General features: G+C 65.1%; 29 protein-coding genes. 15 read left to right on the forward strand and 14 right to left on the reverse strand.

All coding sequences use genetic code 11. The annotated features are described in order from the left end of the window. Both tet and R2669_RS09245 read right to left on the reverse strand, forming a co-directional pair. Window positions 1-1,182 carry a Tet(A)/Tet(B)/Tet(C) family tetracycline efflux MFS transporter gene (gene tet, locus R2669_RS09240; protein ID WP_316899759.1) on the reverse strand — a complete coding sequence of 394 codons (1,182 nt, stop codon included), beginning with the start codon at window positions 1,180-1,182 and terminating at the stop codon, window positions 1-3. A 130-nt stretch (window positions 1,183-1,312) separates the two neighbouring features. Beyond that, window positions 1,313-2,119 (reverse strand): hypothetical protein, encoded by an 807-nt coding sequence (locus R2669_RS09245; protein WP_147213362.1) that lies wholly within the window; start codon window positions 2,117-2,119, stop codon window positions 1,313-1,315. Here R2669_RS09245 and R2669_RS09250 point away from each other — a divergent pair. The 6 genes from R2669_RS09250 to R2669_RS09275 all read left to right on the forward strand — a co-directional run bounded on the left by R2669_RS09250 (window position 2,118) and on the right by R2669_RS09275 (window position 7,272). Beyond that, a complete protein-coding gene (locus R2669_RS09250; protein WP_316899761.1) occupies window positions 2,118-2,375 on the forward strand; it encodes a hypothetical protein in 258 nt (85 codons plus the stop codon). The genes R2669_RS09245 and R2669_RS09250 overlap by 2 nt on opposite strands. A gap of 151 nt (window positions 2,376-2,526) precedes the next feature. Beyond that, window positions 2,527-2,799 carry a hypothetical protein gene (locus R2669_RS09255; RefSeq protein ID WP_316899763.1) on the forward strand — a complete coding sequence of 91 codons (273 nt, stop codon included), beginning with the start codon at window positions 2,527-2,529 and terminating at the stop codon, window positions 2,797-2,799. Between the two features lie 271 nt (window positions 2,800-3,070). Beyond that, window positions 3,071-4,279, forward strand: a complete 1,209-nt coding sequence (locus R2669_RS09260; RefSeq protein ID WP_316889903.1) for a cyclic di-GMP phosphodiesterase — start codon at window positions 3,071-3,073, stop codon at window positions 4,277-4,279. Further along, window positions 4,261-5,817, forward strand: coding sequence for an ABC transporter permease/substrate-binding protein (locus tag R2669_RS09265; RefSeq protein ID WP_316899765.1), 1,557 nt, complete (start codon window positions 4,261-4,263; stop codon window positions 5,815-5,817). Before R2669_RS09260 ends, R2669_RS09265 begins: the two co-directional genes overlap by 19 nt. A gap of 70 nt (window positions 5,818-5,887) precedes the next feature. Next, on the forward strand, window positions 5,888-6,655 hold the full coding sequence (locus tag R2669_RS09270; RefSeq protein WP_316899766.1) for a sulfite exporter TauE/SafE family protein: 768 nt from the start codon (window positions 5,888-5,890) through the stop codon (window positions 6,653-6,655). 167 nt (window positions 6,656-6,822) lie between these two features. Beyond that, window positions 6,823-7,272, forward strand: coding sequence for a hypothetical protein (locus tag R2669_RS09275; protein WP_147213366.1), 450 nt, complete (start codon window positions 6,823-6,825; stop codon window positions 7,270-7,272). Between the two features lie 65 nt (window positions 7,273-7,337). Here the strand turns inward: R2669_RS09275 and R2669_RS09280 are convergent, their stop codons facing one another. Continuing rightward, on the reverse strand, window positions 7,338-8,738 hold the full coding sequence (locus R2669_RS09280) for a GntP family permease (protein WP_316899768.1): 1,401 nt from the start codon (window positions 8,736-8,738) through the stop codon (window positions 7,338-7,340). 153 nt (window positions 8,739-8,891) lie between these two features. Further along, a complete protein-coding gene (locus tag R2669_RS09285) occupies window positions 8,892-9,248 on the reverse strand; it encodes a hypothetical protein (protein ID WP_316889907.1) in 357 nt (118 codons plus the stop codon). A gap of 193 nt (window positions 9,249-9,441) precedes the next feature. On the opposite strand from R2669_RS09285, the gene R2669_RS09290 reads away from it, so the two are divergent. After that, window positions 9,442-10,773 (forward strand): MFS transporter, encoded by a 1,332-nt coding sequence (locus R2669_RS09290; RefSeq protein WP_316889908.1) that lies wholly within the window; start codon window positions 9,442-9,444, stop codon window positions 10,771-10,773. 36 nt (window positions 10,774-10,809) lie between these two features. On the opposite strand, the gene R2669_RS09295 is transcribed toward R2669_RS09290, so the two are convergent. Beyond that, on the reverse strand, window positions 10,810-11,562 hold the full coding sequence (locus R2669_RS09295) for an oxidoreductase (RefSeq protein WP_316899770.1): 753 nt from the start codon (window positions 11,560-11,562) through the stop codon (window positions 10,810-10,812). Between the two features lie 311 nt (window positions 11,563-11,873). Between R2669_RS09295 and R2669_RS09300 the strand changes: the two genes are divergently transcribed. Next, entirely contained in the window at window positions 11,874-12,158 is a 285-nt protein-coding gene (locus R2669_RS09300; protein ID WP_003272088.1) for an HU family DNA-binding protein, read from the forward strand. Between the two features lie 98 nt (window positions 12,159-12,256). Here the strand turns inward: R2669_RS09300 and R2669_RS09305 are convergent, their stop codons facing one another. The 7 genes from R2669_RS09305 to R2669_RS09335 all read right to left on the reverse strand — a co-directional run bounded on the left by R2669_RS09305 (window position 12,257) and on the right by R2669_RS09335 (window position 17,499). Continuing rightward, window positions 12,257-12,835, reverse strand: coding sequence for a HutD/Ves family protein (locus R2669_RS09305; protein WP_316889911.1), 579 nt, complete (start codon window positions 12,833-12,835; stop codon window positions 12,257-12,259). Continuing rightward, window positions 12,832-13,791, reverse strand: coding sequence for a formimidoylglutamase (gene hutG, locus R2669_RS09310; protein WP_316889912.1), 960 nt, complete (start codon window positions 13,789-13,791; stop codon window positions 12,832-12,834). The genes R2669_RS09305 and hutG overlap by 4 nt, the downstream gene beginning before the upstream one ends. Further along, a complete protein-coding gene (locus R2669_RS09315) occupies window positions 13,788-14,588 on the reverse strand; it encodes an amino acid ABC transporter ATP-binding protein (protein ID WP_102066690.1) in 801 nt (266 codons plus the stop codon). Before R2669_RS09315 ends, hutG begins: the two co-directional genes overlap by 4 nt. Next, window positions 14,585-15,253, reverse strand: a complete 669-nt coding sequence (locus tag R2669_RS09320; protein WP_147213372.1) for an amino acid ABC transporter permease — start codon at window positions 15,251-15,253, stop codon at window positions 14,585-14,587. Before R2669_RS09320 ends, R2669_RS09315 begins: the two co-directional genes overlap by 4 nt. A gap of 18 nt (window positions 15,254-15,271) precedes the next feature. Then, complete coding sequence (locus tag R2669_RS09325) at window positions 15,272-16,036, reverse strand: glutamine ABC transporter substrate-binding protein (protein ID WP_316899772.1); 765 nt, start codon at window positions 16,034-16,036, stop codon at window positions 15,272-15,274. Window positions 16,037-16,097: 61 nt separating this feature from the next. Next, window positions 16,098-16,868 (reverse strand): IclR family transcriptional regulator, encoded by a 771-nt coding sequence (locus R2669_RS09330; protein WP_316889914.1) that lies wholly within the window; start codon window positions 16,866-16,868, stop codon window positions 16,098-16,100. Between the two features lie 109 nt (window positions 16,869-16,977). After that, window positions 16,978-17,499 carry a hypothetical protein gene (locus R2669_RS09335; protein WP_316884307.1) on the reverse strand — a complete coding sequence of 174 codons (522 nt, stop codon included), beginning with the start codon at window positions 17,497-17,499 and terminating at the stop codon, window positions 16,978-16,980. Between the two features lie 254 nt (window positions 17,500-17,753). On the opposite strand from R2669_RS09335, the gene R2669_RS09340 reads away from it, so the two are divergent. The 3 genes from R2669_RS09340 (at window position 17,754) to R2669_RS09350 (ending at window position 20,097) form a co-directional block, all read left to right on the forward strand. After that, a complete protein-coding gene (locus tag R2669_RS09340) occupies window positions 17,754-18,299 on the forward strand; it encodes an ester cyclase (RefSeq protein ID WP_316899774.1) in 546 nt (181 codons plus the stop codon). A gap of 145 nt (window positions 18,300-18,444) precedes the next feature. Continuing rightward, entirely contained in the window at window positions 18,445-19,374 is a 930-nt protein-coding gene (locus tag R2669_RS09345; protein ID WP_316899776.1) for a DUF2167 domain-containing protein, read from the forward strand. A gap of 3 nt (window positions 19,375-19,377) precedes the next feature. Beyond that, window positions 19,378-20,097 carry a site-2 protease family protein gene (locus R2669_RS09350; protein ID WP_147213376.1) on the forward strand — a complete coding sequence of 240 codons (720 nt, stop codon included), beginning with the start codon at window positions 19,378-19,380 and terminating at the stop codon, window positions 20,095-20,097. Between the two features lie 52 nt (window positions 20,098-20,149). Here the strand turns inward: R2669_RS09350 and sodB are convergent, their stop codons facing one another. Both sodB and xseA read right to left on the reverse strand, forming a co-directional pair. Then, window positions 20,150-20,728 carry a superoxide dismutase [Fe] gene (sodB, locus tag R2669_RS09355; protein ID WP_009241368.1) on the reverse strand — a complete coding sequence of 193 codons (579 nt, stop codon included), beginning with the start codon at window positions 20,726-20,728 and terminating at the stop codon, window positions 20,150-20,152. A gap of 147 nt (window positions 20,729-20,875) precedes the next feature. Further along, the gene (gene xseA / locus R2669_RS09360; protein ID WP_316899983.1) at window positions 20,876-22,285 is read right to left on the reverse strand and encodes an exodeoxyribonuclease VII large subunit; all 1,410 of its coding nucleotides are present in this window, start codon (window positions 22,283-22,285) and stop codon (window positions 20,876-20,878) included. 1,070 nt (window positions 22,286-23,355) lie between these two features. On the opposite strand from xseA, the gene R2669_RS09365 reads away from it, so the two are divergent. The 4 genes from R2669_RS09365 to R2669_RS09380 all read left to right on the forward strand — a co-directional run bounded on the left by R2669_RS09365 (window position 23,356) and on the right by R2669_RS09380 (window position 25,769). Next, window positions 23,356-23,976, forward strand: a complete 621-nt coding sequence (locus R2669_RS09365; RefSeq protein WP_045202714.1) for a MotA/TolQ/ExbB proton channel family protein — start codon at window positions 23,356-23,358, stop codon at window positions 23,974-23,976. Between the two features lie 28 nt (window positions 23,977-24,004). Next, entirely contained in the window at window positions 24,005-24,433 is a 429-nt protein-coding gene (locus tag R2669_RS09370; RefSeq protein WP_004631807.1) for an ExbD/TolR family protein, read from the forward strand. Window positions 24,434-24,460: 27 nt separating this feature from the next. Then, entirely contained in the window at window positions 24,461-25,510 is a 1,050-nt protein-coding gene (gene lpxK / locus R2669_RS09375) for a tetraacyldisaccharide 4'-kinase (protein WP_147213377.1), read from the forward strand. Between the two features lie 70 nt (window positions 25,511-25,580). Then, window positions 25,581-25,769 carry a Trm112 family protein gene (locus R2669_RS09380; RefSeq protein ID WP_004631803.1) on the forward strand — a complete coding sequence of 63 codons (189 nt, stop codon included), beginning with the start codon at window positions 25,581-25,583 and terminating at the stop codon, window positions 25,767-25,769. The last annotated feature ends 2 nt before the right edge of the window (window positions 25,770-25,771 follow it).

A 25,771-nucleotide genomic window follows, 5' to 3' on the forward strand; every position in this document is an offset into this window, starting at 1 on the left:
CTATGTCCGGGCGGCGCGCCTGGCTACGCCGCCCATCAGCAACATGAGGCATACGCCGTTCAGCAGCGCGCCCATCAGCCAGACCGCGCCGGACCAGACCGGCGCTGTCAACGCATAAAACGCTGTGGCCGCCAGCGGCCCGATCATGGCGGCCACGCTGGCGAGGCTGGCCAGCGCGCCCTGCAATTCGCCCTGCTCATGCTCGCCCACCTGGCGCGAGAGCATCGCCTGCAGCGCAGGCATGCCGATCTCGGCCATGCACAGCAGCACCATGGTCGGATAGACCATCCAGCCGGCGCTGATCCACGCCATCGCCGCAAAGCCGGCTACATCCAGCATCACACTCGCCGCGACGGCGCGGCGCTCACCCAGCGCACGGGCAATCGGCCCGGTCAGGAATGCCTGCGCCAGCGCATGCATCAGCCCGTAAGCCGCCAGTGACAGGCCGGCGGCGCGCGTGTCCCAACCGAAGTGCGCTTCGCCGTGAATGACCCACAGCGTTTGCGGAATCTGCCCAACGATCTCGATGATGGCCAGCACAGCCAGCAACGGCAACAGCGTCGGCACACGCGCCACGCGACGCAGCGATTGCACCGGCAGCAGCGCACGCCAGGCAAACGGCGCACGTTCAGCGCGGCGCGACTCCGGCAACGCGAAGCACGCAACCAGGAAGTTGACGCCGTTGAGCGCCGCCGCCAGCAGGAACGGCGCACGCAGCCACCAGTCGCCCAGCAGCCCGCCCAAGGCCGGTCCGGCGATGAACCCGAGGCCGAAGCACGCGTTCATCAGCCCGTAACGGCGCGCGCGATCGGCCGGCGCAGTGATGTCGGCGATGTACGCCGTCGCCACCGCATAGTTGGCACCGGTGATGCCTGCCACCACGCGGCCGACGTACAGCACCCACGCATGCGGCGACAGTGCCATGACGAGGTAATCGACCGCCGCGCCCGCCAGCGACACCAGCAGCACCGGCCGGCGCCCGTAACGGTCCGCCAGCGCACCAAGGATCGGCGCAAAGACAAACTGCATCGCCGCGTACGCCGCGATGAGCAGGCCGAATTCGAATGCGATGTCGCCCGTGTGATCCAGCTCGCGCAGCAGGCTCGGCAGGATGGGCAGGATCAGCCCGACGCCCATGGCATCGAGCGTCAGCGTGAAGAGGATGACGGCAAAGGCAGGCATGCGAATGCGCCGCGCGCCCGTCGGGGCGGCAGCGCTTCGAAAACAGAAAGCCGAGATGATGCCTTGGAAGTGCGCGCCGTGCAGCGACTTGTAGCGTCGTGCAACGCTCCAGCGAAAGCCGCCGGCAAGCTTAGTGGAGGCTGCTCCGATCGCCGTGTTGCAGAGCGAGCGCGTCGCGCAGCAATGCATCGGTCATGTCGCGGCCTAGGAGCGCCGGGTCGAAGCGCGCGGAAAAACGCGTCGAGCACGACTCCACTTGCAGCACCACCTGGCCCGGCGGCAGCAGTTCGATGTCGACGTGGATGACCTCATCGTCTTCGGTAAAGGAATGCAGCAGCGTGAGCGCGCGGTAGCCATCGGCGCGCTCCACGGCGGCTTCCGTCCAGGACGGCGCCAGCAGCGCGCAACTGACCAGCGTTTCGGGCTCGTCGGGGCGATACAGGTGCAGCCCCATCATCGTCGAGGCGGCATCGGCCACGCTTGACCACTCGGCCGCCGGAATCAGGTCGCCCAGCAGGCGGATGTCGTCGACGGCGGCGTCGGTCTGCACAAAGGCGGCGCCCAGGAAGAACGCGGTCTCGTCGCGGAAACCACCCGCCACGGTGTTACGCCACAGGCGATGGCTGCTCTTGCTGCCAAGCGCCACTTGCGACAGCACCTTGGCCGCGCGCGCGCCGTCGGCGCCCGACCACTGCTCCACCGCACCGTGCGAGAACAGGCGATCGGCCATCACCAGGCCCACGCCTTCGGGCAACACGCGCTCTTTCAGCCATCCGGCGAGCACGTGCACACCGCTGAACGGCATGTCCGGACGCCCGATCGCATGTGCGCGCACGCGGCCGTTTTCAGGCACGTGGAACGGCATGGCAAACAGCCTCGCCTGATAAGCGACGCCGTCAATCTCAAAACGGGCGATGGAAGCGGTGGTGATGGACATGGTGATCTTCCTGCTGCAAGGGGCGGAAAACGCCGCCCGTACCTGCATCAACGACCATCCACGCCGAATGTTTAGCCGCCACATGGGGGGTTGGGGGAGGGGGATTCCCGGTGTCTGTAATGCGACGCAACAATCCCGGCGCGTCAAGGCAGGAATTTTTTGCCGCGCCAGCCGTCACACCTTCGCATTAAGGGTTATCCCGCATCTCACATTTTCATTTCAATTCAATGACTTATGTGCAGATTGCGGTGCTTGAGGGGTCACAATTGTTCTTGTTTTTTGAACAAAGAGTTTAATAGAACTGCTTTTTTACCCTCTGAGCAACGACTAAGCTTATGCCATCGCGTTACCGCACCGCAGCGAAGCTGCCCTGCGGCAATGCTCACCCCCCTGTTGTGGAGTCCATCATGAAGATCAAGAACCTGATTCTCGCCTCGTTGATCGCTGTTGCCGCTGTTCCCGCCTTCGCTGCCGGCGTGCAAAGCCAAGACCCGTACACCAACGGCCAAGCCGTGACCAAGGCTGATCCCTATACCGACGGCGCCCGCAAGGCTGACGTCTACACCGACGGCGCCGTGCGCAAGGCCGACCCGTATACCGATGGCGCGCTGCGCAAGGCTGATCCGTACACCGACGGCGCCCTGGTCGGCAAGGCTGACCCGTTCAGCGACGGCCAATAAGTCGTCGACCTGCTGTCAGCATCACCCGTATCACTCTCCCTCCCCGATGCCGGGGCCCTCGTTGGCACCGGTACCGGCTTACTGAAGCGGCCTTTGTGGCCGCTTTTTTTTCGCCTACACCCGCAGAGTTCGCATGGCGAGCCCGGACTTTTCCCCCCTCAAGGCCGGGGCCGCACGTCCGATAGAAGAGAATGCATTCGTTGGCGGGTAGCTTCCCCTGGACCCGTTGCACCATAACGTGCCCCGCCACGGCCGATCTCTGAACATCAACATGCGCAAGCGCATCGCTATCGAACACCTGCGGGTGGGCATGTACCTCGACGAATTTGTCGGCTCGTGGCTGGACCATCCGTTCTGGCGCGCCCGCTTTCGCGTGGAGGATGCCGCCCAGCTGCAGCGCCTGCGCGCCAGCGGCGTGCGAGAAGTGTGGATCGACACCACGCGCGGCACCGACGTGGCCGCCGCCAATGCGGCACCTCCGGCCCCGGAAGTTCCCTCGCCGCCCGCATGCGCAACCGACGCCGGCATCGCGCCCCGCCCCATCACGCATGCGGAAGAGATGCGCCATGCCGCCCGCCTCATCTGCAAAGCCGAGGTGGCCGTGCAGGCCATGTTTGCCGATGCGCGCATGGGCCGCACGATCGAAGCGCGCGACGCACTGCCGCTGGTGGAAGCCATTTCAGGCTCGGTCGACCGGCACCCCAGCGCGCTGACCAGCCTCGTGCGACTGAAAGCGAAAGACCGCTATACGTTCCTGCATTCCGTGGCCGTGTGCGCGCTCATGGTGGCGCTGGGCCGACAGCTGGGGCTGTCCGATGACGAAGTGCGCGACGCCGGTCTGGCCGGGCTGCTGCATGACATCGGCAAGATCGCGATTCCGCCCGAAGTGTTGAACAAGCCCGGGGCGCTGACCGACGCTGAATTCCGCCACGTGATCGTCCACCCACAGGCAGGGCACGACATCCTGGCCGGCGACAGCAGCATGCGCGACATCGCCCTCGACGTCTGCCTGCACCACCACGAGCGCATGGACGGCACCGGCTATCCGCACAAGCTTGCCGGCGAAGGCATCTCGCTGTTTGCGCGCATGGGCGCCATCTGCGACGTGTACGACGCCGTCACGTCCGACCGTCCATACAAAAAAGCGTGGGAAGCCGCCTACGCGGTGCAGCGCATGGTCGAATGGCGCGGCAACCATTTCGACCCGATGGTGTTCAACGCCTTCGTCAAAAGCGTGGGCATCTATCCGGTGGGCTCGCTGGTGCGGCTGCGCTCGGGCCGGCTGGCGGTGGTCATGCAGCATGCGCCGGGCGCATTGCTCACGCCCACGGTCAAGGTATTCTTCTCGATATCGTCGGGCACGCGGATTGCGCCCGAACTCATCGACCTGGCGCACACCGGCGACCAGATCGTCTCGCGAGAAGAACCCCGCGACTGGGGCCTGACCGACCTCAACGAACTTTGGATACACGGCGACTGATCCGTAGCCCTTTTCTGTGGCGCTGGCTGGCATGGCTTGCGCTGGGCTGGCTGGCGTGCAGCACTTCGGCCCTCGCCGATTCCCCTCTTCGGATCGGCTCCAAACGCTTCACCGAGTCCTACGTGCTGGGCGAAATCCTCACGCAGACGGCAAGCCCGCGCGGCCCCGCCGAGCACGTGCCGGGCCTGGGCAACACCGCCATCGTCTTCGCCGCACTCAAGAACGGCAGCATCGACGTCTACCCGGATTACCTCGGCACCATCGCCGCTGAGATCCTGCACTTGCCCGCCGACCAGGCAGCCAATCCCGATCAAGCCGCGCTGCTGGCCGACGTCAACCGCGGCCTCGCGCCGATGGGCCTGGCGGCCGGCGTGCCGCTCGGCTTTGAAGACACCTACGCGCTGGCCATGCGCGACGCCGATGCCGAGCGCGAACACATCCGCACGCTGGCCGACCTTGCCACGCATCCGACGCTGCGGCTTGGCCTGTCGCACGAATTTCTCGGTCGCGCCGATGGTTGGCCAGCGATTGCTCGGCAATACAAATTGCCGCAGCACCCGACAGGCCTCGACCACGGCGTTGCCTACGATGCGCTGCGCGCCAATCAGGTCGACGTGATCGACATCTACTCCACTGACGCGAAGATCCGCCGCGAACATCTGCGTGTGCTCGACGACCCGGCGCACGTCTTCCCGCGCTACGACGCCGTGCTGCTGTACCGCGCCGACGTTGCGCAGCGGCATCCGGCGCAATGGCAGGCGATCAACACACTCGCCGGACGCATCCAGCGCGACGACATGGTGGCGATGAATGCGGCGGTCGAACTCGAAGGCCAGTCGTTCTCGCAAGCAGCGCGGCAATTTCTCGCGGGGCATGGCGATGTGCCGGCTGCCACCCCGGCGCGTGCGTTCTTCGCTCGGCTGACGGACGGCTTGGGACGGCTCACGCAGCGGCATCTCATGCTGGTCGGTATTTCCACCGGCGTTGCCGTGCTGCTCGGCGTGCCGCTGGGCCTGATGGCCGCGCGTCGCCGGATCAAGCAGCCGATTCTTGCGGTGGTGGGCGTGCTGCAGACGATTCCGTCGCTGGCGCTGCTGGCGATGCTCATCCCCATTGTCGGGTCGATTGGCGTGGTGCCGGCGCTGATTGCGCTGGCGGTCTATGCGCTGCTGCCGATCGTGCGCAACACGATCGTCGGATTGGAGCAGGTGCCCGACGGCCTGCGCGATGCGGCGTTAGCGCTGGGCTTCACGCCGTCGCAACGCACGCGCGTGGTCGATCTGCCGCTGGCGCTGCCGGTCATCCTGGCCGGCGTCAAAACCGCGGCGGTCATCAGCGTGGGCACGGCGACCATCGCCGCGTTCATCGGCGCCGGCGGCTATGGCGAGCGCATCGCCACGGGGCTCGCGCTCAACGACAGCGCAACGCTGCTTGCAGGCGCCATCCCCGCAGCGGTGCTGGCGCTGCTGGTACAGGCCGCGTTCGAGGTGGCCGAATGGTGGCTGCGCCGACACGGCAGCAGCAACGCACAGCACTAGCGAGCACGCGCGCGGGCGTTCCAGTTCCATTAACATCGCGGTCATTCCAGCCGCGCAGCACGCCTCGCCTATGACCACGCTCCCGTTTTCCACCGCCCTGCTCGTCGCGGCGGCCGGCGTTTATGCCGGCGCCCAGAATGCCCTCGCGGGCGGCGGATCGTTCATCACGTTTCCGGCCTTGCTGCTGGCGGGGCTCAACCCGCTAGGGGCCAACATAACCTCGACGATCGCGCTGTTCCCCAGCCAGATCACCTCGTCGATTGCCGGGCGCAAACTGGCCGGCGGCGTCGATGCCGGCGAGCGCCACCTCTCGCTCAAGCAACTCATCGTCATCAGTCTGGTGGGCGGTGTGCTCGGCGCGCTGTTGCTGCTGGCGACACCGCCGTCGTTCTTCGCCAAGCTGGTGCCGTATCTCGTGCTGTTTGCGACGAGCGTGTTTGCGTGGGGCAGCTTCCGCCGCAAACCGCTGCATGCGGCATCGGGCATGTCGACCGCCACGCTGGCGACCATCCAATTTGCGATTGCGATTTACGGCGGCTACTTCGGTGGCGGCATCGGCTTCCTGATGCTCGCCGCGCTGACGGTGGCCGGCCAGCAGGTGCGCATGGCGGGCGCGACCAAGAACGTGCTCGCCATGACGATGAATGCATCGGCCGTGGCAGTGTTTGCGTTCTCGCCGCAGGTGAACTGGGCGGCCGTGGTGGCGTTGGGCATTGGCGGCATCGCAGGCGGATTTGCCGGCGCATGGCTGCTGCACCGGCTGCCGGAAAAAGTGCTGCGCGGCTTCGTCGTCATCGTCGGGATCATCCTGACGGTGTGGCTGTTCATGCGCGCCTGAATGCGGCATCCAAGGGCGGCTTGACAGCGTTTGTCCGACAGGCGGTTCAGTCTGCGCCTACTGTCTGCCGGGTTGACCCTTTCCTATTGTGACGTTCGGGATGCACCTCGTGGCACGCGGCATGCGTGCCATGAAGTCGACCCTGTTTCACAACAAGGAGAACGAGCATGCAAGCACGCAAGATGTCGAGTCTGGCCGCAGCGATCGCCGTGGCCGCCTGTGCGTGGATCGGCGCGGCGCCCGCGCAGGCCCAGCAGAAGGATCACAGCGCAGTGACGGGCGTCGACAGCCCCATGGAGGGCCCGCGCACCCAGGTTCAGCGCAACGCCGACGCCGCTGCCAACCCCGGCTATCACAACAACGCCACCGGTGCGCAACCAGAAGCCACGCCCGGCACGCTCAAGCAGAAAGTCCACCGCGCGCATGTGAAGACCGACAAGTGGGTCGACAAGCACGTCACGCACCGCCACGGCAAGGGGAAAGGCACGGCGACGGCGGAGTCGTCGTCAGACCGCGCCTTCTGGTCGCGCCGCGCGAACCAGTGCGATTCGCTGGTGGGTGAAGCCCAGCGCGTCTGCCGCGAGCGCCGCTCCGACGCGGCGGGCAGCATGCAATAACCGTATCCGCCCATGAAAAAAGCCGACGTTTGCGCGTCGGCTTTTTCATTGCGGCAGCGTCTGCGTCAAACGATGCCGGTGGCGTAGAACACGGCAATCACGAAGAACACCGCCAGCGTCTTGATGATCGTCACGCAGAACACATCGCGATACGCCTCGCGGTGCGTGAGGCCCGTCACGGCCAGCAGCGTGATCACGGCGCCGTTGTGCGGCAGCGTGTCCATGCCGCCCGAGGCCATCGCCGCTACGCGGTGCAGCACCTCCATCGGAATGCCCGTCGCCTGCGCGGCCTGCACGAACTGATCGGCCATTGCCGCCAGCGCAATGCTCATGCCGCCCGAGGCGGAACCGGTGATGCCTGCCAGCGTGCTGACCGTCACGGCTTCATTGACGAGCGGATTCGGAATCGCACGCAGGCCATCGGCCAGCACCAGGAAGCCCGGCAGCGCGGCAATCACGCCACCGAAACCGTATTCCGACGCGGTGTTCATCGCGCCCAGCAGCGCGCCAGACACCGCCGCCTTGCTGCCTTCGGCAAAACGGTCCTTCACAGCGCGGAAGCCAAACACAAGCACCACGATGATGCCGATCAACAGCGCGGCCTCCACGGCCCAGATCGCGGTCAGCTTGTCGGCTTCAACGGTGAGCGGCTTGGGCAGGCCCGGCAACGCAACGGTCACGACCTTGCCGTACCACGTCGGAATCCAGCGCGTGAACAGCAGGTTCATCACGCCCACGAGCACCAGGGGCGACAGCGCGACGAGCGGATGCGCCAGCGCACCGGTCTCGGCCGTCTCGGGCTCGTTCACTAGCTTGGTGAGGCCGTGGTCATAACCGTGGCCATTGCGCAGCGCGACGCGGCGGCGCCATTCCAGGTACGCCATGCCCACCACGATGATGAACAGCGCGCCGATGGTACCCAGCCACGGCGCCGCCCACGACGTGGTGTGGAAGAACGTGGTCGGGATGATGTTCTGGATCTGCGGCGTGCCCGGCAGCGAATCCATCGTGAACGAAAACGCGCCCAGCGCGATGGTGCCCGGGATGAGGCGCTTCGGGATATTGCCCTGGCGGAACATCTCCGCCGCAAACGGGTACACCGCAAACACCACCACGAAGAGCGACACGCCGCCGTACGTCAGCAGCGCGCACACCAGCACGATGGAAAGCATCGCCCGCTTGGCTCCCACCACGCGGATGACCGACGCGACGATGGAGCGCGAAAAGCCCGACAGCTCGATCACCTTGCCGAACACGGCACCGAGCAGGAACACCGGGAAATACAGTTTGACGAAGCCGACCATCTTCTCCATGAAGATGCCGGAGAACACCGGCGCCACGGCCGATGGATCGGTCAGCAGCACCGCGCCGAGGGCGGCCAGTGGTGCAAACAGGATGACGCTGTAGCCGCGATACGCGGCGAACATCAGAAATGCCAGCGCAGCCAGCACGATGATGACGGACATCGACAATCTCCTCGCATGCTTTTCTTTTAAGAGCGAAGGATTGTATGTCGCGATGCAACAGATTCCGTTACGCAATCACGCGTATTGAACTGCCGGCGGAACTGGCGTTCATCGGCGCCGGATGGGCGTCTTCGTCACGTCGACGATGACGATTCAATGACGGTGCCCCCAGCCTCCGCCATGTCCCCAGCCGCGCCCGCCCCACCCCCGGCCACCCCAGCCGCGATGGCAGCCCCAGCACCCGCCGCCGCCGATCCACACGCTGCCGAACACGGGCGCCGGGTAAACCGGTGCTGGGTAATAGGCCGGCCCATAGTAGTAATAGGGATCGTATGGATACGACGGATACGTTGCCACTGGCGCAGCCGCCACGGCTGTCGGGGCGATGGGGTTGCCGTAGGCGTCGTAATACGGTGCGACCACGCAGCCGCCCAGCAAGAAGAGCGCAGTCGCGGCGAGCGCGCCCGGCAGGATGGCGGCACGGCGGCCAGGTTGCGATGCGCGGCCCATGATGTGCTCCGTTGGATGCATTGCATATGCGTTCGAATATGCCTTCGACCGTGTTTGGCTGACTCAATTCCAAGGACTTCGTATACCGCGCCGCAGCAAATCCTTGCCGGATCACTTACCATGACCGCTTCGCCGCCCGCGCTGGGGAGAGATCGAGGCAGGCGATGCCCACAAAACACTGGAGGACACATCCATGCAAGCCACGGCAGCGCCCACCCACGGCGATCGGGCACCGGCACCGGCCATCTCTGCGGCCACCCGACGCAAGGCCATCATCGCCGCCACCATCGGCAACGGCCTCGAATGGTTCGACTTCACGGTCTACAGCTTTTTCGCCGTCATCATCGCCAAGCTGTTCTTCCCCACCGGCAATGACTTCACCTCGTTCATGCTGACGGTCGCCACGTTTGGCGTGGGGTTCTTCATGCGGCCGGTCGGTGCCGTCGTGCTCGGCATCTACGCCGACCGCGTGGGCCGCAAGGCTGCGCTCACGCTCACCATCATGCTGATGGCGATCGGCACGGCCATCATCGGCCTCGCGCCGACGTACGCGCAAATCGGTATCGGCGCGCCCATTCTCATCGTGATCGCACGACTCATCCAGGGCTTCTCGGCCGGCGGTGAAGTCGGGGGCGCCACGGCGTTCCTGATCGAGTATTCACCAGACGAAAGGCGCGGCTATTTTGCGAGCTGGCAGCAGGCGAGCCAGGGCATCTCGTTCATCCTGGGTGCCGCCATGGGCGCGATCGTCACGAATGGCCTGTCGCCCGAGCAGATCGATGCATGGGGCTGGCGCATTCCGTTCCTGTTCGGCCTGTTGATCGGGCCGGTCGGCATGTACATCCGCTCGCATCTGCACGAGCCGCCCGCGTTCGAAGCGCAGAAGGAAAAGGCCGCGAAGGAGTCGCGCCTGGCACCGCTGTCGCAAGTGCTGCGCGATCATCCGCGCGAAGTGCTCGGCGGCCTGGGCGTGACGATTCTCTGGACGGTCTGCACCTACACGCTGGTGTTCTACATGCCGACGTATGCGAAGCAACAGCTCGGCCTGCCGCTGGGCGCGACGTTCCAGTCGACGGCGCTGTGCGGCGCGATCATCTTCGTGCTGTGCCCGCTCATGGGCACGCTATCCGATCGCATCGGCCGCAAACGCATGCTCGGCACGGTGGCGCTCGTCATCGCAGCGGCGGCGTATCCGCTCTTCCACTGGCTCAACGTCCACCCGACGGTGCAGACGCTGCTGCAGGTGCAGGTGATCCTGGGTGTGTTGCTGGCGGCGTTCACGGGCCCGGCCCCCGCCGTGCTTGCCGAGCAGTTCCCGACGGCGGTGCGCTCCACCGGCCTGTCGATCTCGTACAACCTGGCGGTCACGATCTTCGGCGGCTTTGCCCCGCTGATCGTGACGTGGTTGATTGCGAGTTCCGGCAGCAAGCTGGCACCGTCGTACTACGTGATGGCCGCTGCCATCATCAGCGTGTTTGCGCTGTCGCTGATGCACGACCGCACGGGCAAGCCGATCGAAAAGTAATTGCGTGAAATAGACGCAGACGACACGGCCGGTGGACTACCCCACCGGCCGTTCGTCTTCTGCTGCCAGCAACGCAGCGTTTTCCAAAACCCGAACACCCGGCGCATCCAACCGCGCTGCCGTGACGAGTGCAGCCGCCACCGATTCCGCCGACACCGGCCGCCACGTCCTGGGCACCATCCATCCGATTGCGCGCGACAGGCCTTGCGCAACGCGTTCACCGGGCCGGAATTCTGCGCGCGTGCCGAGCAGCAGCGAAGGCCGCACCACCGTCACCGACGGAAAGCCGATCGACAGGATTTCTGCCTCCACCTCGCCCTTGCAGCGGTTGTAGAAGACGCGCGAGCGCGCATCGGCGCCCAACGCGCTCACCAGCAGAAAATGATGCGCGCCAGCGGCAAACGCGCGCCGCGCCAATTCCACCGGATACTCGACATCAACGCGCCGGAATGCCGCCTGGGAACCGGCCTGCCGTATGGTCGTGCCGAGCGCGCAGATGACGATATCGACGGCAAACGCCGACTGCGTTTCCGGCGCATCGAGGCGATCGAAATCCACCACGCATTCGCGCAATCGACCGGGCATCGCCTGCCCTGCTGTCAAGGCCCCGCGCCGACGCACAAGGGCCGTCACGCTGCGAGCCCAAGGCTGCGCGACGAGCCGACGCACCACCGCACGGCCCACCAGCCCGTTGGCGCCGGCCACCAGAACGGACGGCCCGCGCGGTTGCTCCGGCGCTTCGCCGTGGGCCGCGAAGCCTTGTCTGACAGGCATTTGCGAACTCGACATGATGTTCTCCATGAAGTTTTCACGGGCTCGGAAGCACAGTGTACGGCGTCCGCCGAGCCGGCTTTCTGCAGTGCTGGCTGCGCGCTTTCGGTGCGTTTCCGGAGCGGGCAACGCTGGCGGAAATGCAAACAAACCCCGTCGATATCAGGTGTTTCCCGGATAGCCGCCCGCAAACCCAGGCGGGGCAAGTGTCGGCTGCAAGCAACGGCCCGCAAACCCTTGCAGTTAGGGGATGTGCAACCCTTCGCAACGGTGATATAAAACGGGTCGCAGTACAACGCTGTCCAACAAACCTGAAGTGGGGAACTGACATGACGACCAAATCCGAACTCGTAGCCGCCATTGCGAAAGACGCTGAACTGAGCAACGCCGCCGCCGAGCGCGCGCTGAACTCCGCGCTGGAAAACATCAAGAAGACCGTCGCCAAGGGCGGCACCATCACGCTGGTTGGCTTCGGTTCGTTCTCGTCGGGCAAGCGTGCTGCACGCACCGGCCGCAACCCGCGCACGGGCGAAGCCATCAAGATCCCGGCAACCAAGACCGTGAAGTTCACGGCTGGCAAGGGCTTCAAGGACGCCGTGAACAAGAAGAAGTAAGAGTCTTCTGCCGAGCCTGGCATGCGTGCCTGGCCGGGAGACTTGCAAGGGACCCTACGGGGTCCCTTTTCTTTTGACGCGTTTGATGTGGCGCAAGGTCAGGCGACCGGCCACAAGCCCACGAGGTAACCGACCGAACCGACACGCGCGACAAGCGTATCCGCATCGCCCTCTGCATCGAGCCATGCCGCGGCGCCCTGCGGGATATCGTCAACGCCGATCGACAATACGCCGTGCACGCAATACACCAGCCACTGCATGCCCTGATGCAGGCGCGGCAATGAACGACGCTCGCCGGCCGCCAGAGCGATGGCCTCGGCGTGATGCGCCCAGGCGTCGCGCCGCGTCATCACGTTGAAATCCGACAGCGGCGCATCCAGCGTGGCATGCACCTCGGCCTCACCGGGAAAGCGCGCAGGCGCTTCGCCGGGCGCGAGCGTCACGGCTTCGGCGTCGGCGCGATGCATCGTCAGCCGGCCGCCCGCAATCACCGCCAATGAGCGGTCAATACCGGCAAAGCGCGAGAACGGCCCAGCCGCATCCACCTGCGCGGTGCTGACGCGCCAGTCGAAATTGTCGAGCGTGGCGCCCGCCGGCGCGATGGCGATTTCGGTCGTGACACCGCCACCGTTCTTCCACGGCATGCGGCGCATTGCATCTGCAGGAATCAGTTTCATGAACGGCGCAACAGGTGATACGCCAGACGTGCCGCCACGCGCACGGTGCGGCGGTCCTGGTCGTATTCGGGGTTGGTTTCGGCGATGTCCGCCACGCGCACCTTGCCCGTTGAGCAGACACGCTGCACCAGCGCTTCGAGCACCGGCAGCGTGATGCCGTAGGCCGCAGGCGCGGACACGCCAGGCGCCACGGCGGCGGCCAGCACATCCATGTCGATGGTCAGGTAGACATGATCGGCATCAGCCAGCCATGCATCGAGATCGGCCATGCGCGCATCGAGGTGCCGCTCCTGCACGTCGGTGTCTTCAACGTAGTGCGCGTGCAGTGCGTCGGCGCGGTCGAACAGCGCGGGTGTGTTCGACAGGCGGCTGACACCGAGGCAGCAATACGTCAGGTCGATACCGTGCGCGGCGCAGTCTTCGGCGATCTGGTCGAACGGCGTGCCGGAGTTGCCGGGGCGGCTCGTGCGCAGGTCGAAATGCGCATCGAAATTGACGACCGCAAGACGCCCGCGCCAGCCTTGCTTCTGCCAATGCTGACGCAGGCCCTGGTACGTGCCGAAAGCAACCTCGTGGCCGCCGCCGAGCACGACCGGCCGCGCACCGGCATCCAGCAGCACGCACACGCTATTGCCAAGCGCAGCTTGCGCGCGTTCCAGATCGCCATCGTCACACGTGACATCGCCCGCGTCGGCAAGCACCGACAGGCCGTGCGCGGGCACGTTGGCCAACGCACGGCGGATTTCGCGCGGCCCCTGCGCCGCACCGGCACGGCCGTGATTGCGCACCACGCCCGCATCGCACGCAAAACCCAGCAGCGCAGGCGCGCCGGACAATGTCGTCGCATCAGCCGATTGCACGACCTGGAACAGGCGTGTCACGTCACCGCGTTCGCCGGTGTCGTCACGCCCCTGCCAGATGGATGCATCGAACGTTGCAGCTTCAGTCATCGTCATGCGCGTGTCAGCACGGCTTGCAGGAACGAACGCGTGCGCGCTTCCTTGGGCTCGCCAAAGATGACCGACGGCGGCCCGGCTTCGACGATGCCGCCGCCGTCCATCACCACCACCACGTCGGCCACTTCGCGCGCGAAACCCATCTCGTGCGTGACGACCAGCATCGTCATGCCTTCCTTGGCGAGCAGCTTCATCACTTGCAGCACTTCGCCGACGAGTTCCGGATCAAGCGCGGAGGTCGGCTCGTCGAACAGCATCACCTTGGGCCGCATCGCCAGCGCGCGCGCAATCGCCACGCGCTGCTTCTGTCCGCCCGAGAGGCTTGCTGGCATCGCGTCGGCCTTGTGCGCCAGGCCCACTTTCTGCAGCAGCTCGCGCGCTTCTGTTTCCGCTTCGTGCTTCGACTTGCCACTCAGCATGCGCGGGCCGACCGTGACGTTGTGCAGTACCGAAAGATGCGGAAACAGGTTGAACGACTGGAACACCATGCCGACCTGTTGCCGCAGCTGATTCAACTCGCCGTCGGGCAGCAGCTTGCCGTTGTCGATCAGGCGCTTGCCGCAGATGTCGATGGTGCCGCCTTCGGCGGTTTCGAGCCCGTTGCAGCAGCGCAGGAACGTGCTCTTGCCCGACCCGCTGGGGCCGATGACGACCACCACCTGCGAGGCGTCGACATCAAAGTCGATGCCCTTGAGCACGGTGTGGTCGCCATACGATTTGGTGAGCCCGCGAATCTGGATCATGGGCACATCCAGCGCGGACTTGAGTGTTTGCAGGTTCGCATTCGTCATGTTCATTGCACCATGCCTCCCGCACGGATGTTGCGTTCAAGGCGGTGCAGCAGATAGCTGGCGGCACTGGTCAGCACCAGGTACACCAGCGCAATCGCCAGATACACCTCCAGCGAGCGATACGACACGCTGATGATCTTCTGCCCTTCGTGCATCAGGTCGTGAATCGTCAGCAGCGACACCAGCGCCGAGTTCTTGATCAGCGCGATGAACTCGTTGCCCAGCGGCGGAATCATCCGCACCACAGCCTGCGGCAGGATGATCGCGCGCATCGACTGCGCCGACGACATGCCGATCGAGCGTGCCGCCTCCATCTGCCCGCGATCCACCGACTGGATCGCGCCGCGCACGATTTCCGACACATACGCGCCCGAATACACACCGAGCCCCAGCACGCCGCACACAAACGCCGGCAGCAGGATGTCGAACTGCGGCAGCCCGAAGAACAGCAGAAAAAGCTGCACCAGCAGCGGCGTGCCACGGATGAACGTTACGTACACCGTGCAGATGCCGTAGATGAATCGGCGGCGCGGGTTCAACCGCCCGATGCCGATCAGCAAGCCGAGCACGCAGCCGAGCACCAGCGCGGCGGCCGTCACCTCAACCGTGACGAGCGCACCGCGCAGGATGTCCGTCCAACCGGCCCAGACAGGAGAGAAATCCAGTTCCATCAGTGTGTCCGTCGGTCGTTACTTGGCAGCGGCGCCAAACCACTTCTTGACGATCTGGTCGTACGTGCCGTCGGCCTTGATCTTCTCCAGCGCGGCGTTCAGCGCCTTGGTCAATTCAGGCTGATCGCGGCGCACGGCGATGCCGTATTCCTCTGTGGTCAGCGCGGGCTCGACCAGGCGCAGGCCCGGACGCGCCTTCACGTAGTACGCGGCAGCGGGGCGGCCCGTGACGGCGGCATCGGCGCGGCCGATCTCGACGAGGTTGAACATCTGCTCGTTCTTTTCGACTTCCACGCGCTCGACCTTCGGATAGTTTTCCTTCAGGTAGTTGACCGACTTGGTACCGACCTGCACGCTGACCTTCTTGCCGTTCAGATCCGCCGGCGTCTTGATGGCCGTGTTGCCTTGCTTGACCATCGCGACCAAGCCGCCGTGGTAGTACGGCACGGTGAAGTCGACCACCTTCTTGCGCTCTTCCGTAATGTAGATGCCCGAGATGGCCACGTCGAAGCGGCGCGAGATCAGGCCCGGCACGAGGCCCTTGAAATCGATGTCCGTCCATTCGACCGGACGGCCCATGGTGCGGGCCAGCGCTTCGATCAGGTCCACATCAAAGCCGGTGCGCTTGCCGTTTTCGACAAACTCCATCGGCGCGAAGGTGGCGTCGATAGCAACGCGCAGCGGCTCCCCAGCAGCGTGCGCGGCGGTTGCGAAAGACGCCGCAGCGGAAAACGCCACGGCACAAGCCAGCATCGAATGCATGAAACGACGACGATTCCCCATGAGTGGTCTCCTTGTGTGATGCATGTGGGGTGAGAAAAAAAGAATCGGAAAAATCGAAAATTCAGAGATCCTGCAGCCGCGCAGAAATGGAGGCAGCCGCTGCAACAGTCATGTCGATCAAGCGCTGCTCCTTGCCCCGCACGCGCGTTGCAGGCGCCATCAACGTGATGGAGCCGAGCGCGTGGCCGGGCAGCCGGAACACCGGCACGCTCACGCCCCAGACGCCGGGGTCGACCTCGCCTTCGGACAGCGCATAGCCCGCGGCGCGAATGTCGGAGAGTTCAGCTTGCAGTTGCGCCTGGGTGTCGGCATCGATGGCCAGCAGATCGGCGAGGATGGCGCGCGCCGCAGCGGGCGGCATGAAGGCGAGCAACGACTTGGCGGAGGCGCCGGCCAGCAGCGGCACGCCGCGCCCTTTCTCGAACGAGCAGCGCAGCGACTGCTGGCTCTCGACCATCTCCAGGCAGACGGCCTGGTCCTTCACGGCCACGACCAGCCCCACCGATTCGCCCGACTCCGCCACCAGCTTGGCCATGCCGATGCGCGCTTCCTGCACGAGATGCGAGGCGTGGTCGAAACCGAGTGCGAGCTGCAGGCTGATCGGCCCCGGGGCATAGGTGCCGGCCGATTCCAGCACAAAGCCCCAGCGCTTGAGCATCGCCACCTGGCGGTACAGCGTGCTCTGCGGCAGGCCGGTCAGTTCGACCAGCTCACGCGCCGCGACCGGGCGACCGTGGCGCGCGATGGTGGCGAGCACCATCAGCACGCGGTCCGATCCGCTCGTGGCGGCAGCGGATTGTGCTGGCGAAGGGGCCACCCCCGGCTCGGTCATCGCGAAACTCCGTCAAGTGATGTTGCAACGGAGAATGCGACGATTTTCTCAATTTATCAACGCAACATTCCCATTGAACGGGAAACCATCGCGAATTCGGTATTTACACCTAGGACGCATCGGTCACATTTCCGGCGCCTTCGTCCAGTCGCGCTTCCAGAAACGCGACGACGGCGTGGGCGGATGCCTCGCTGCGGCAGGTCGTCAGCGCGGCGTACAGCGGTGCGGCCAGGCCATTGAGAAAGTCGATGGGCGCTTCCGGACCTTCGGCGAGATAGCGCTGCAACGCGGAGAAGGCGCCGGCCTGGCTCAGGCGCCAGTCGGCAATCGAGGCCTGCCGCACGTGGCGCGGCGCAAACGGCGCAGCCTGCACCGGCTTGGGCGGCTTGGGCGCGGTCTTGATGGGCGCGCGGCTTGCGACATGGCCGTCGGCAATCAGGCGCGCGAGGTCTTCGGCGCGGTCTTCGATATCGGGGCCGGCGCTGCTCAACTGCGCCAGGATGTCCGCCGCGCAGCGCTCGCCATTGACCAGCAGCAGGATCGCCCGCTGCCGATGCGTGACGTGCCCGCTGCGCGTCTGCAGCTCCTGCGTGCCGCGCTCCGTGCGCGACAGGATATGGCTCAGATCCACCGTCCCCTCCCTTGTTTTTATGTGTCTGTTCGATGAGAGGCCAGTCTAGAAAAACCTGGCGCGGCGCGGACCATTTGAACGCAGCTGGGCGCGCGATACCGACTATCACGTGCGCCGGATTGCGTTCGCGCGGACGACCGGCGTGGCGATCGATCATCAAATCCGGATTGAAACCAGATCGACTCACAGGCCCTTTATCGTCTGCGATTGGAAATCTACAGTGCAGCGCATTGCCACCCCAACGGAGTTTCACCATGTTCATCCGCCCCGCCCTGCTTGCCGCCGCCGCGCTCACCCTGCCGATGGCGCTCGCCATCGCCCCGGCTGCAGCTGCGCCAACGTCCGATGCAGACCTCATCCGCCCAGACCACGTCGCCGCAGCGGACACGCCGCAGGCCGCAGCCGCCGTGCTCGCTGCGCGCCGCTACGCCACCTTCTGGCATACCGGCGATGCCCGCTATGCCACGGAAGCGCTGTCGCCCGCGTTTGTCGACCGCACACTGCCCGCCGGACGCGTGCAGGGCACGCAAGGCCCGCTCGATGCGTCCAAGGCGTTTCACACGGCCGTGCCTGACATGCGCGTGGAGATCGAAGACATGGTCGTCGCCGGCGACCGCGTCTCGGTTCACCTGCGCTTTCGCGGACACTTCACTGGCGAATTCGGCCGCACGCACGGGCAGAACCAGCCGATCGACTTCCAGGCCTTCGACCTGTACCGCATCGCCGACGGCAAGATCGCCGAAAACTGGCACCTGGAAGACAACCAGACATTGCTGCGGCAGATGGGCCTTCAACCGTAATCCTCACGGCTTCATTAACGCCCATTAACAGCCCTGCTGCCCGCTCCCGCTATGCTTCGGCCCAGCTTGCAGACCGCTGATGCGGCTGCCCAAGCGTCAGAAAAATCGAGCCAATCAACACACAAGAACATCTTCGGGAGAAGCAATGGGAAAGGGGTTTCAGGGCGCGTTGCGCGCCTGCGCGGGCACACTCGCCTGCGCAGCAGTGCTGGGCGCAACGAGCTTGACGGGCGCTACGGCAGCCCACGCGCAACAGGCCAGCGATCCGCAACAGGAAATGAAGCAGGCCTGGGCCGCTGCCAAGGCCGCTGCGAAGGTCGGCCCCACGTCGATCGAATTACGAGACCAGGCCACGCTCAAGATCGGCAAGGACGAGGTCTTTATTCCACAGCCGGCCGCGGGGCAGCTCATGCACGCCATGGGCAACAGCAACAACCCCGACATGCTCGGCCTGGTCATGCCCACCAGCGACGACGACGAATGGATGGTCGTCGCCAAGTACGAGGCCTCGGGCTACATCAAGGACGACGACGCCCGCGACTGGAACGTCGACGATCTATACAAATCGCTCAAGGAAGGCACCGCTGCTGCCAACGAAGAGCGCGAGAAGCGCGGCATCCCCGCACTGGAAATCCAGGGCTGGGTCGAGCGTCCGCATTACGACGCCGCCACGCACCGCCTGATCTGGTCGATGGCTGCACGCTCCAAGGGCCAGCCGGCAGATGACCCCGGCGCGGTCAACTACAACACCTACGCCCTGGGCCGCGACGGCTACATCAGCCTGAACCTGATCACCGGCCGCAACCGCGTCGACGCCGACAAACCCGCCGTGCAAAAGCTGCTCGCCGATCTCGATTTCAAAGACGGCAAGCGCTACACCGATTTCAACGCCAAGACCGACAAGGTCGCCGAGTACGGCCTGGCCGCGCTGGTCGGTGGCATCGCCGCCAAGAAGCTGGGCCTGTTTGCGGTGATCGCCGCGTTCCTGGCGAAGTTCGCCAAGGTGGCGATCCTGGCGGTGGCAGGCTTTGGCGCGGCCCTCGCCAAGTTCTTCAAGCGCAAGCCGAGCGCATAAGTCGTGGCCAAGCTGCTGATCCTGCTGTTTTCAGGGCTGAAGTTCGGCAAGCTGTTGACCACCGGCGGCACGATGCTGCTGTCGGTGGCCGCCTATGCCTTCGTGTTCGGCTGGCGCTATGCGGTGGGTTTCGTAGTGCTGCTGTTCATCCACGAGATGGGCCATTTCATGGCGGCACGCCAACGCGGGTTGGCGGTGGGCGCGCCGACCTTCATCCCGTTCGTGGGCGCGTGGATCGACCTGAAAGAGCAGCCGATGGATGTGGAAACCGAGGCCCATATCGGCCTGGCCGGCCCCGTCGCCGGCACGGTCGGCGCGATGCTCTGCTACGGGCTCGCGCGCTACACCGACAGCCAGTTGCTGCTGGCGCTGGCCTACGCCGGCTGCTTCCTCAACCTGTTCAACCTGATCCCGCTGTCACCGTTTGACGGCGGACGGATTACGGCGGTGCTGTCGCCGCGCATCTGGTTTCTTGGCGTGCCGGTGCTGGTGGCGCTGTTCGTCTGGCGGCCGAGCCCGATCCTGATTCTGATTGCGGTGCTGGCCGTGCCGCAGTTGATGAAGGCGTGGCGCTACGACCCGGATGCGCCGGAAAACCGTGCGTACTACAGCATCTCGAACGAATCTCGCCTGACCTACACCGTCTACTACATCGGCCTGGTGGTCTTTCTGGCGATGATGAGCCACGAGCTGCACGACATGCTGGGCAGCGTGCGCGCATAAAAAAACCTCCGCTGGTGCGGAGGTTTTTTCTGAATCGCCGGAGCGAGTCGCCTTAGGCGAAGTTCTTGGCAACGAAGTCCCAGTTGACCAGGTTCCAGAACGCCTCGACGTACTTCGGACGGGCGTTGCGGTAGTCGATGTAGTAAGCGTGTTCCCATACATCGCAGGTCAGCAGCGGCTTGGCGTCGGTCGTCAGCGGCGTGGCGGCGTTGGAGGTCGACACCAGATCCAGCGAGCCGTCGGCCTTCTTCACCAGCCAGGCCCAGCCCGAACCGAACGTGCCGATGGCCGTCTTGGTGAACTCTTCCTTGAACTTGTCGAAGCTGCCCCACTTGGCGTTGATGGCGTCAGCCAGCGCGCCGGTCGGAGCGCCGCCGCCTTGCGGCTTCAGGCCGTTCCAGTAGAACGTGTGGTTCCAGACCTGTGCGGCGTTGTTGAACACACCGCCCGAGGACTTCTTGACGATGTCTTCAAGGCTCAGGTTCTCGAACTCCGTGCCCTTGATCAGGTTGTTCAGGTTCGTGACGTAGGTCTGGTGGTGCTTGCCGTAGTGGAACTCCAGCGTTTCCTTGGAGATGTGCGGCGCCAGAGCGTCTTGGGCGTACGGCAGCGGGGGGAGCGTGTGTTCCATTGTTCTTGCCTTCTGTGGGTTGTACAGGTTGGGAGCGACGATTGTAGGAGACTTGCAAAACCGGCGCAAACCGCAGGCTAAATAGTCGGAATACCCGCTAAACGCGTGCGGAATCGCGATCATTGCCGCGATCAGGTCATGCGCTGGTCACAGTTCGAGCTTCGGTTGCACGCGGGCGATTTCGATGTCGGCCGTGCCTTGCGCCAGCCGCGCCTCGATGCGCGCCCGGGCATGCAATGCGTTCGGATCGCGGATGGCGTGGCCCTTGGCATCGAGCAACACCGCATAGCCGCGCTCCAGCGTGCGCTGCGGCGCCAGCAGTTCCAGACCGGCGTGCTGACGCGCCAGGCGTTCCTGGGCGCGAGACAGCGTGTCTCGCATGACGCGTGCCAGCGTCGCTTCGGCTTGCTGGAGGCGCGTGCGCTCTCGCGTGGCGTCGGGGCGCGCCGCGGACAGGCGCATCGTCAGCAGACGCTGGAGATGTTCCGCACGCTGCATGCGGCCGGTCAGGGCAAAGCGCAGGCGGCCCTCCAGATGGGCGAGTTGCGTGCGGCGTTCGCGCATCTGCGCCTGCGGGCTGCGCAGGCGGCGCGCGAGCCAATCGACGGTCTGCGCGCGGCGATCGAGCTGCCGGCGGAACTGGGCAGACAGCGCATCCCAGTCACGCCCCACATCGCGCAGCATGCGCGCACGGTCCGGGCTGACCAGTTCGGCCGCTGCGGTGGGCGTGGGCGCGCGCACGTCGGCCACAAAGTCGACGATCGTCACATCCGTCTCGTGACCGACACCGGCCACGATGGGAATTTCCGATGCGGCCACCGCGCGCGCCACCGGCTCTTCGTTGAAGGCCCAGAGGTCTTCAATGCTGCCGCCGCCCCGGCACAGGATGACCACGTCGACCTCTGCCCGGGCATTGACCCGTTCCAGCATGGCGGCGATGCGCTCCGACGCCCCGGCACCCTGCACCGGCACGGGATACACCACCACCGGCACATGCGGCGCACGCCGGCGCAGCGTGGTCAGCACGTCGCGCAAGGCCGCCGCCTGCAGCGACGTCACCACGCCAATCGCGCGCGGATGCCGTGGCAGCGGCCGCTTGCGGTCGGCATCGAACAGCCCTTGCGCTTCCAGCGCGGCCTTCAGCCGCAGGAAGGCCTCGTACAGATTGCCCAGACCGGCGCGGCGGATGGCTTCGACGCTCAATTGCAGCTCGCCGCGCGCTTCGTACAGCGTGACCAGCGCGCGCACCTCGACGGCCTCGCCTTCGCGCGGGGTGAAATCGGCGTACTGGTTGCGACCCTTGAACATCACGCAGCGAATCTGCGCGCCTGTGTCCTTGAGCGAAAAATACCAATGGCCGCTCGCTGCGCGCGTGAAGTTGGAAATCTCGCCGCGCACCCAGCCCAGCGGAAAGTTGCGTTCGAGCAGCCCCGCAATGCGGCGATTGACGTCGCTGACGGTGAGCACTTCCTGTCCGCCACGGGTCGGTGCAGACGCGGCAGCAGGTGCGGCCGGCATCTCCGAGGAGGGGGCGGGCGTGGGTGCGGAGGCATCCATCCAGAACGGGCGGCGGGAAGACGGCGGCGGGGTCATAAGTGGTGCGAGCAGCGCAAAACAATGAGGCTTCGGGTCGACTTCTACCTTGAATAGGGGAGACAACGCATGGCAAGTGGGCTACCTGTCCACAGCATAACGTGCTTGTCAAGCTTGACAGAGGTCAGGTGACGCGCTCTCTGCATTTTGGCGCAACTCCTTGATTCTTATGAAAAATCGGCCCATGTCAAAATTTCAGCAGCGCAAGTAATTTCGTTCTGCGTCAAGCATTTAGCGCGAGCGCCCCAAGGATGTTCACAAAGTTATCCACAGCATCGCTGGAAAACCGTGGTGTGACGCCTGGGCAGTGGATAAATCGGCCGTCGATTCTCACACGTCCGAGATGCGCGTCCACAGTTTTTCGCGGGAAACTTCACTGCTCAATTTTTAAGCGCAACACCGAACACCGTTTTGAATCAGTCACTTAAGGTGCTTGTCCGGGCAATGTCCACAACCCGTCCACAAGACTGTCCCGTGTCGGTGTGGATTTCCTCACGGTTTTTCGAGGCGCACCCTCGTTTTCCACCAGATCGAGGCCAGAACCCTCGGTTGCTTCATTTTTAAGCAGGCCGTCAGACTTCCTTTCAGATCAAGCACTTAGTGTGCTTGTTGAGGCAATGTCCACAACCCGTCCACAAGACTGTCCCGCAGCGGTGTGGATTACCCGCCGTTTTGCCGGGCCAGCGCGCGCTTTTTCATGGATGGCCCGCGAAAACGCCGGTTGCATATTTTTTAAGCAAGACCCCGAACACCCTTTCGCATCAAGCACTTAGTTTGCTTGTTCGGGCAATGTCCACAACCCATCCACAAGACTGTCCCGCGTGGCTGTGGATTGCGCGGCCAGTCTCTTTCGTGACAGCGCGTTGACCGTCGCCCGCGCATGTCGCGATGCTGCGCCATCGTGTTGCCGAGGCAGGTCCGACGCGCTAGAGTGCTGCCTGTTTTTGCCGCAACGGACAGCGTTCGGGGACGCGGACGGCACGAGCACACCATCAGAATCACACTCCTTCCACAACGACAAAACGGGTTGTCCAGTGTTTTCCATCATTCAAGCCGCCGGCTGGCCGATCTGGCCGCTGTTGATCGCCTCGGTGCTCGCACTCGCGCTCATCATCGAACGCTTCGTCGCCCTGCAACGCAAGAAGATCATTCCGCCCAAGGTCTATGACGAGGCGCTGGCCGTCGCGCATCAGCGCCGCGCCACACCGGAAGTGGTGAACACGCTGGAACAGGGCTCGCCGCTGGGCCGCCTGCTGGCTGCCGCGCTGCGCCACGTGGTGCTGCATCCGAACACCACGCGCGATGCCGCCAAGGAAGTGGTGGAAGAAGCCGGCCAGAACGTTGCCCACCGCCTGGAGCGCTACCTGAACGCGCTTGGCACGATTGCCTCGGTGGCGCCGCTGATGGGCCTGTTCGGCACGGTCGTCGGCATGATCGAGATCTTCGGCAGCCAGACCGCCGCGGGCACGAACCCGCAGGCGCTGGCGCACGGCATCTCGGTCGCGCTGTACAACACGGCGCTGGGCCTCGTGGTGGCCATCCCGACGCTGATCTTCTGGCGCTACTTCCGTGGCGTGGTGGATAACTACGTGGTCGAGCTGGAGCATCTGTCCACCACGTACCTCGACGCGATCCTGCCGCCGCGGCGCGGCTGATCCGGGCCACGCCTTACTGGAAACAGCCATGCGCTTCCGCCCGCGCCGTGCCCGCGAAGAGCCGGAGATCAACCTGATCCCGCTGATCGACGTGCTGCTCGTGATCCTCATCTTCCTGATGATCACGACCACGTATTCCCGCTACACCGAACTGAAGGTCAACCTGCCCACCGCCGAGGCTGAGAAAGCCACCGAGCGTCCGGGCCAAATCGTCGTGTCCGTCACCGCCAACGGCGTCTACTCTGTCGACAAGCAGGTGCTCGACACGCGCGATGTCACCAGCCTGGCCGATGCGCTCCGCAATGCCGCAGGCAAGGCCGGCGGCCCCGAGCCCATCGTCATCGTCAACGCCGATGCGCAAGCCGCGCACCAGGCAGTGGTCAATGTCATGGAAGCCGCGCGAGTGGCCGGTCTTTCGCACCTGACCTTCGCCACGCAAACCGGCAACGCCCGCTAAGAGATCGCTTCTCAACCACCATCACGCATGCCCGTCGCCCAGCACCGTCTCGCCAGCTTCGTCACCCGCCAATGGCAGCAACGCGGCTGGTTTGCGTGGGTGATGTGGCCGCTGTCGTGGCTGTTTGGTGGGATCAGCGCGCTGCGCCGGCTGCTGTTCCGCCTTGGCGTGCTGCGCTCGGTGCGGCTGCCGATGCCGGTGGTGGTGATCGGCAATGTCACCGTAGGCGGCGCCGGCAAGACGCCCGCCGTGATTGCGCTGGCCTCGGCGCTGGCTGAAGCCGGCCTGCGCCCGGGCATCGTCTCGCGCGGCTACGGTGCGCAACTGAAGCATCCTCGCCCTGTGCGAGAACACTCTCGCGCAGAAGACGTGGGCGATGAACCGCTGCTGATCGCCCGCGCCACCGACCTGCCGGTGTGGGTCTTCCCCGACCGCGTGCTGTGCGCGCAGACGCTGCTGGCCTCGCACCCGGGCTGCAACGTGATCGTCTGCGACGACGGCCTGCAGCACTACCGCCTGCGCCGCGATATCGAAATCATCGTGTTCGACACGCGCATGGGCGGCAACGGCTTCCTGCTGCCCGCCGGCCCGCTGCGCGAACCGATGACGCGCCGCCGAGACGCCACGCTCATCAACGATCCGAACTACCGCGCCACACCGGACCGCCCGGACGTGTTCGGCATGCACCTCGAGCTGCAGGACGCCTACAACCTGGCCGACCCCGCGCTGCGCCGCCCGCTGGCCCAGTTCGCCCGCATTGAAGGCGCACAATTGCTGGCCGCGGCCGGCATCGGCAACCCCGAGCGCTTCTTCGCTTCGCTGCGCGCCGCCGGCCTCAAGCCGAGCACCCTGCCGCTGCCCGATCACTACGATTTCGCTGACAACCCGTTCACCGACAGCCACGCCGAGGTCATCCTGATCACCGAAAAGGATGCCGTAAAATGCGGCCATCTCGACGACCCGCGCATCTGGGTGGTGCCGACCACACCGGTGGTCGACGCGGCGCTGGTCGAACAGGTCTGCCAGCGCGTGCGCGCCCTGGCCGATCGCGCAACGCTCAAGGCAAGCGCACAATAACGCCACCCTTCCGCTGTACCGGCGCGCCGCCCTCCGCCTTGAGCGCGGCCGCCACGGAGCCTCTACCGCCATGGACAATCGCCTGCTGGAAATCCTCGTCTGCCCGTTGTGCAAGGGCACGCTGCAACACGACCGCGCCAACAACGAACTGATCTGCCACGTCGACAAGCTGGCCTACCCGATCCGCGACGGCATCCCCGTCATGCTGGCTGACGAAGCGCGCCAGACCGTGGAAGGCACGCCGGTCGATCCGGCCTGATA

The sequence above is a fragment of the Ralstonia edaphi genome, from assembly GCF_958350185.1.
In the GTDB taxonomy this organism is placed as follows: Bacteria; Pseudomonadota; Gammaproteobacteria; order Burkholderiales; family Burkholderiaceae; genus Ralstonia; species Ralstonia edaphi.

Coding starts and splice junctions, on each gene's coding strand:
- tet (WP_316899759.1), bottom strand. CDS start 1,182: ATGCCTGCCTTTGCCGTCATCCTCTTCACGCTGACGCTCGATGCCATG.
- R2669_RS09250 (WP_316899761.1), top strand. CDS start 2,118: ATGGTGATCTTCCTGCTGCAAGGGGCGGAAAACGCCGCCCGTACCTGC.
- R2669_RS09245 (WP_147213362.1), bottom strand. CDS start 2,119: ATGTCCATCACCACCGCTTCCATCGCCCGTTTTGAGATTGACGGCGTC.
- R2669_RS09255 (WP_316899763.1), top strand. CDS start 2,527: ATGAAGATCAAGAACCTGATTCTCGCCTCGTTGATCGCTGTTGCCGCT.
- R2669_RS09260 (WP_316889903.1), top strand. CDS start 3,071: ATGCGCAAGCGCATCGCTATCGAACACCTGCGGGTGGGCATGTACCTC.
- R2669_RS09270 (WP_316899766.1), top strand. CDS start 5,888: ATGACCACGCTCCCGTTTTCCACCGCCCTGCTCGTCGCGGCGGCCGGC.
- R2669_RS09275 (WP_147213366.1), top strand. CDS start 6,823: ATGCAAGCACGCAAGATGTCGAGTCTGGCCGCAGCGATCGCCGTGGCC.
- R2669_RS09280 (WP_316899768.1), bottom strand. CDS start 8,738: ATGTCCGTCATCATCGTGCTGGCTGCGCTGGCATTTCTGATGTTCGCC.
- R2669_RS09285 (WP_316889907.1), bottom strand. CDS start 9,248: ATGGGCCGCGCATCGCAACCTGGCCGCCGTGCCGCCATCCTGCCGGGC.
- R2669_RS09290 (WP_316889908.1), top strand. CDS start 9,442: ATGCAAGCCACGGCAGCGCCCACCCACGGCGATCGGGCACCGGCACCG.
- R2669_RS09295 (WP_316899770.1), bottom strand. CDS start 11,562: ATGTCGAGTTCGCAAATGCCTGTCAGACAAGGCTTCGCGGCCCACGGC.
- R2669_RS09300 (WP_003272088.1), top strand. CDS start 11,874: ATGACGACCAAATCCGAACTCGTAGCCGCCATTGCGAAAGACGCTGAA.
- R2669_RS09305 (WP_316889911.1), bottom strand. CDS start 12,835: ATGAAACTGATTCCTGCAGATGCAATGCGCCGCATGCCGTGGAAGAAC.
- hutG (WP_316889912.1), bottom strand. CDS start 13,791: ATGACGATGACTGAAGCTGCAACGTTCGATGCATCCATCTGGCAGGGG.
- R2669_RS09315 (WP_102066690.1), bottom strand. CDS start 14,588: ATGAACATGACGAATGCGAACCTGCAAACACTCAAGTCCGCGCTGGAT.
- R2669_RS09320 (WP_147213372.1), bottom strand. CDS start 15,253: ATGGAACTGGATTTCTCTCCTGTCTGGGCCGGTTGGACGGACATCCTG.
- R2669_RS09325 (WP_316899772.1), bottom strand. CDS start 16,036: ATGGGGAATCGTCGTCGTTTCATGCATTCGATGCTGGCTTGTGCCGTG.
- R2669_RS09330 (WP_316889914.1), bottom strand. CDS start 16,868: ATGACCGAGCCGGGGGTGGCCCCTTCGCCAGCACAATCCGCTGCCGCC.
- R2669_RS09340 (WP_316899774.1), top strand. CDS start 17,754: ATGTTCATCCGCCCCGCCCTGCTTGCCGCCGCCGCGCTCACCCTGCCG.
- R2669_RS09345 (WP_316899776.1), top strand. CDS start 18,445: ATGGGAAAGGGGTTTCAGGGCGCGTTGCGCGCCTGCGCGGGCACACTC.
- sodB (WP_009241368.1), bottom strand. CDS start 20,728: ATGGAACACACGCTCCCCCCGCTGCCGTACGCCCAAGACGCTCTGGCG.
- xseA (WP_316899983.1), bottom strand. CDS start 22,285: ATGGATGCCTCCGCACCCACGCCCGCCCCCTCCTCGGAGATGCCGGCC.
- R2669_RS09370 (WP_004631807.1), top strand. CDS start 24,005: ATGCGCTTCCGCCCGCGCCGTGCCCGCGAAGAGCCGGAGATCAACCTG.
- lpxK (WP_147213377.1), top strand. CDS start 24,461: ATGCCCGTCGCCCAGCACCGTCTCGCCAGCTTCGTCACCCGCCAATGG.
- R2669_RS09380 (WP_004631803.1), top strand. CDS start 25,581: ATGGACAATCGCCTGCTGGAAATCCTCGTCTGCCCGTTGTGCAAGGGC.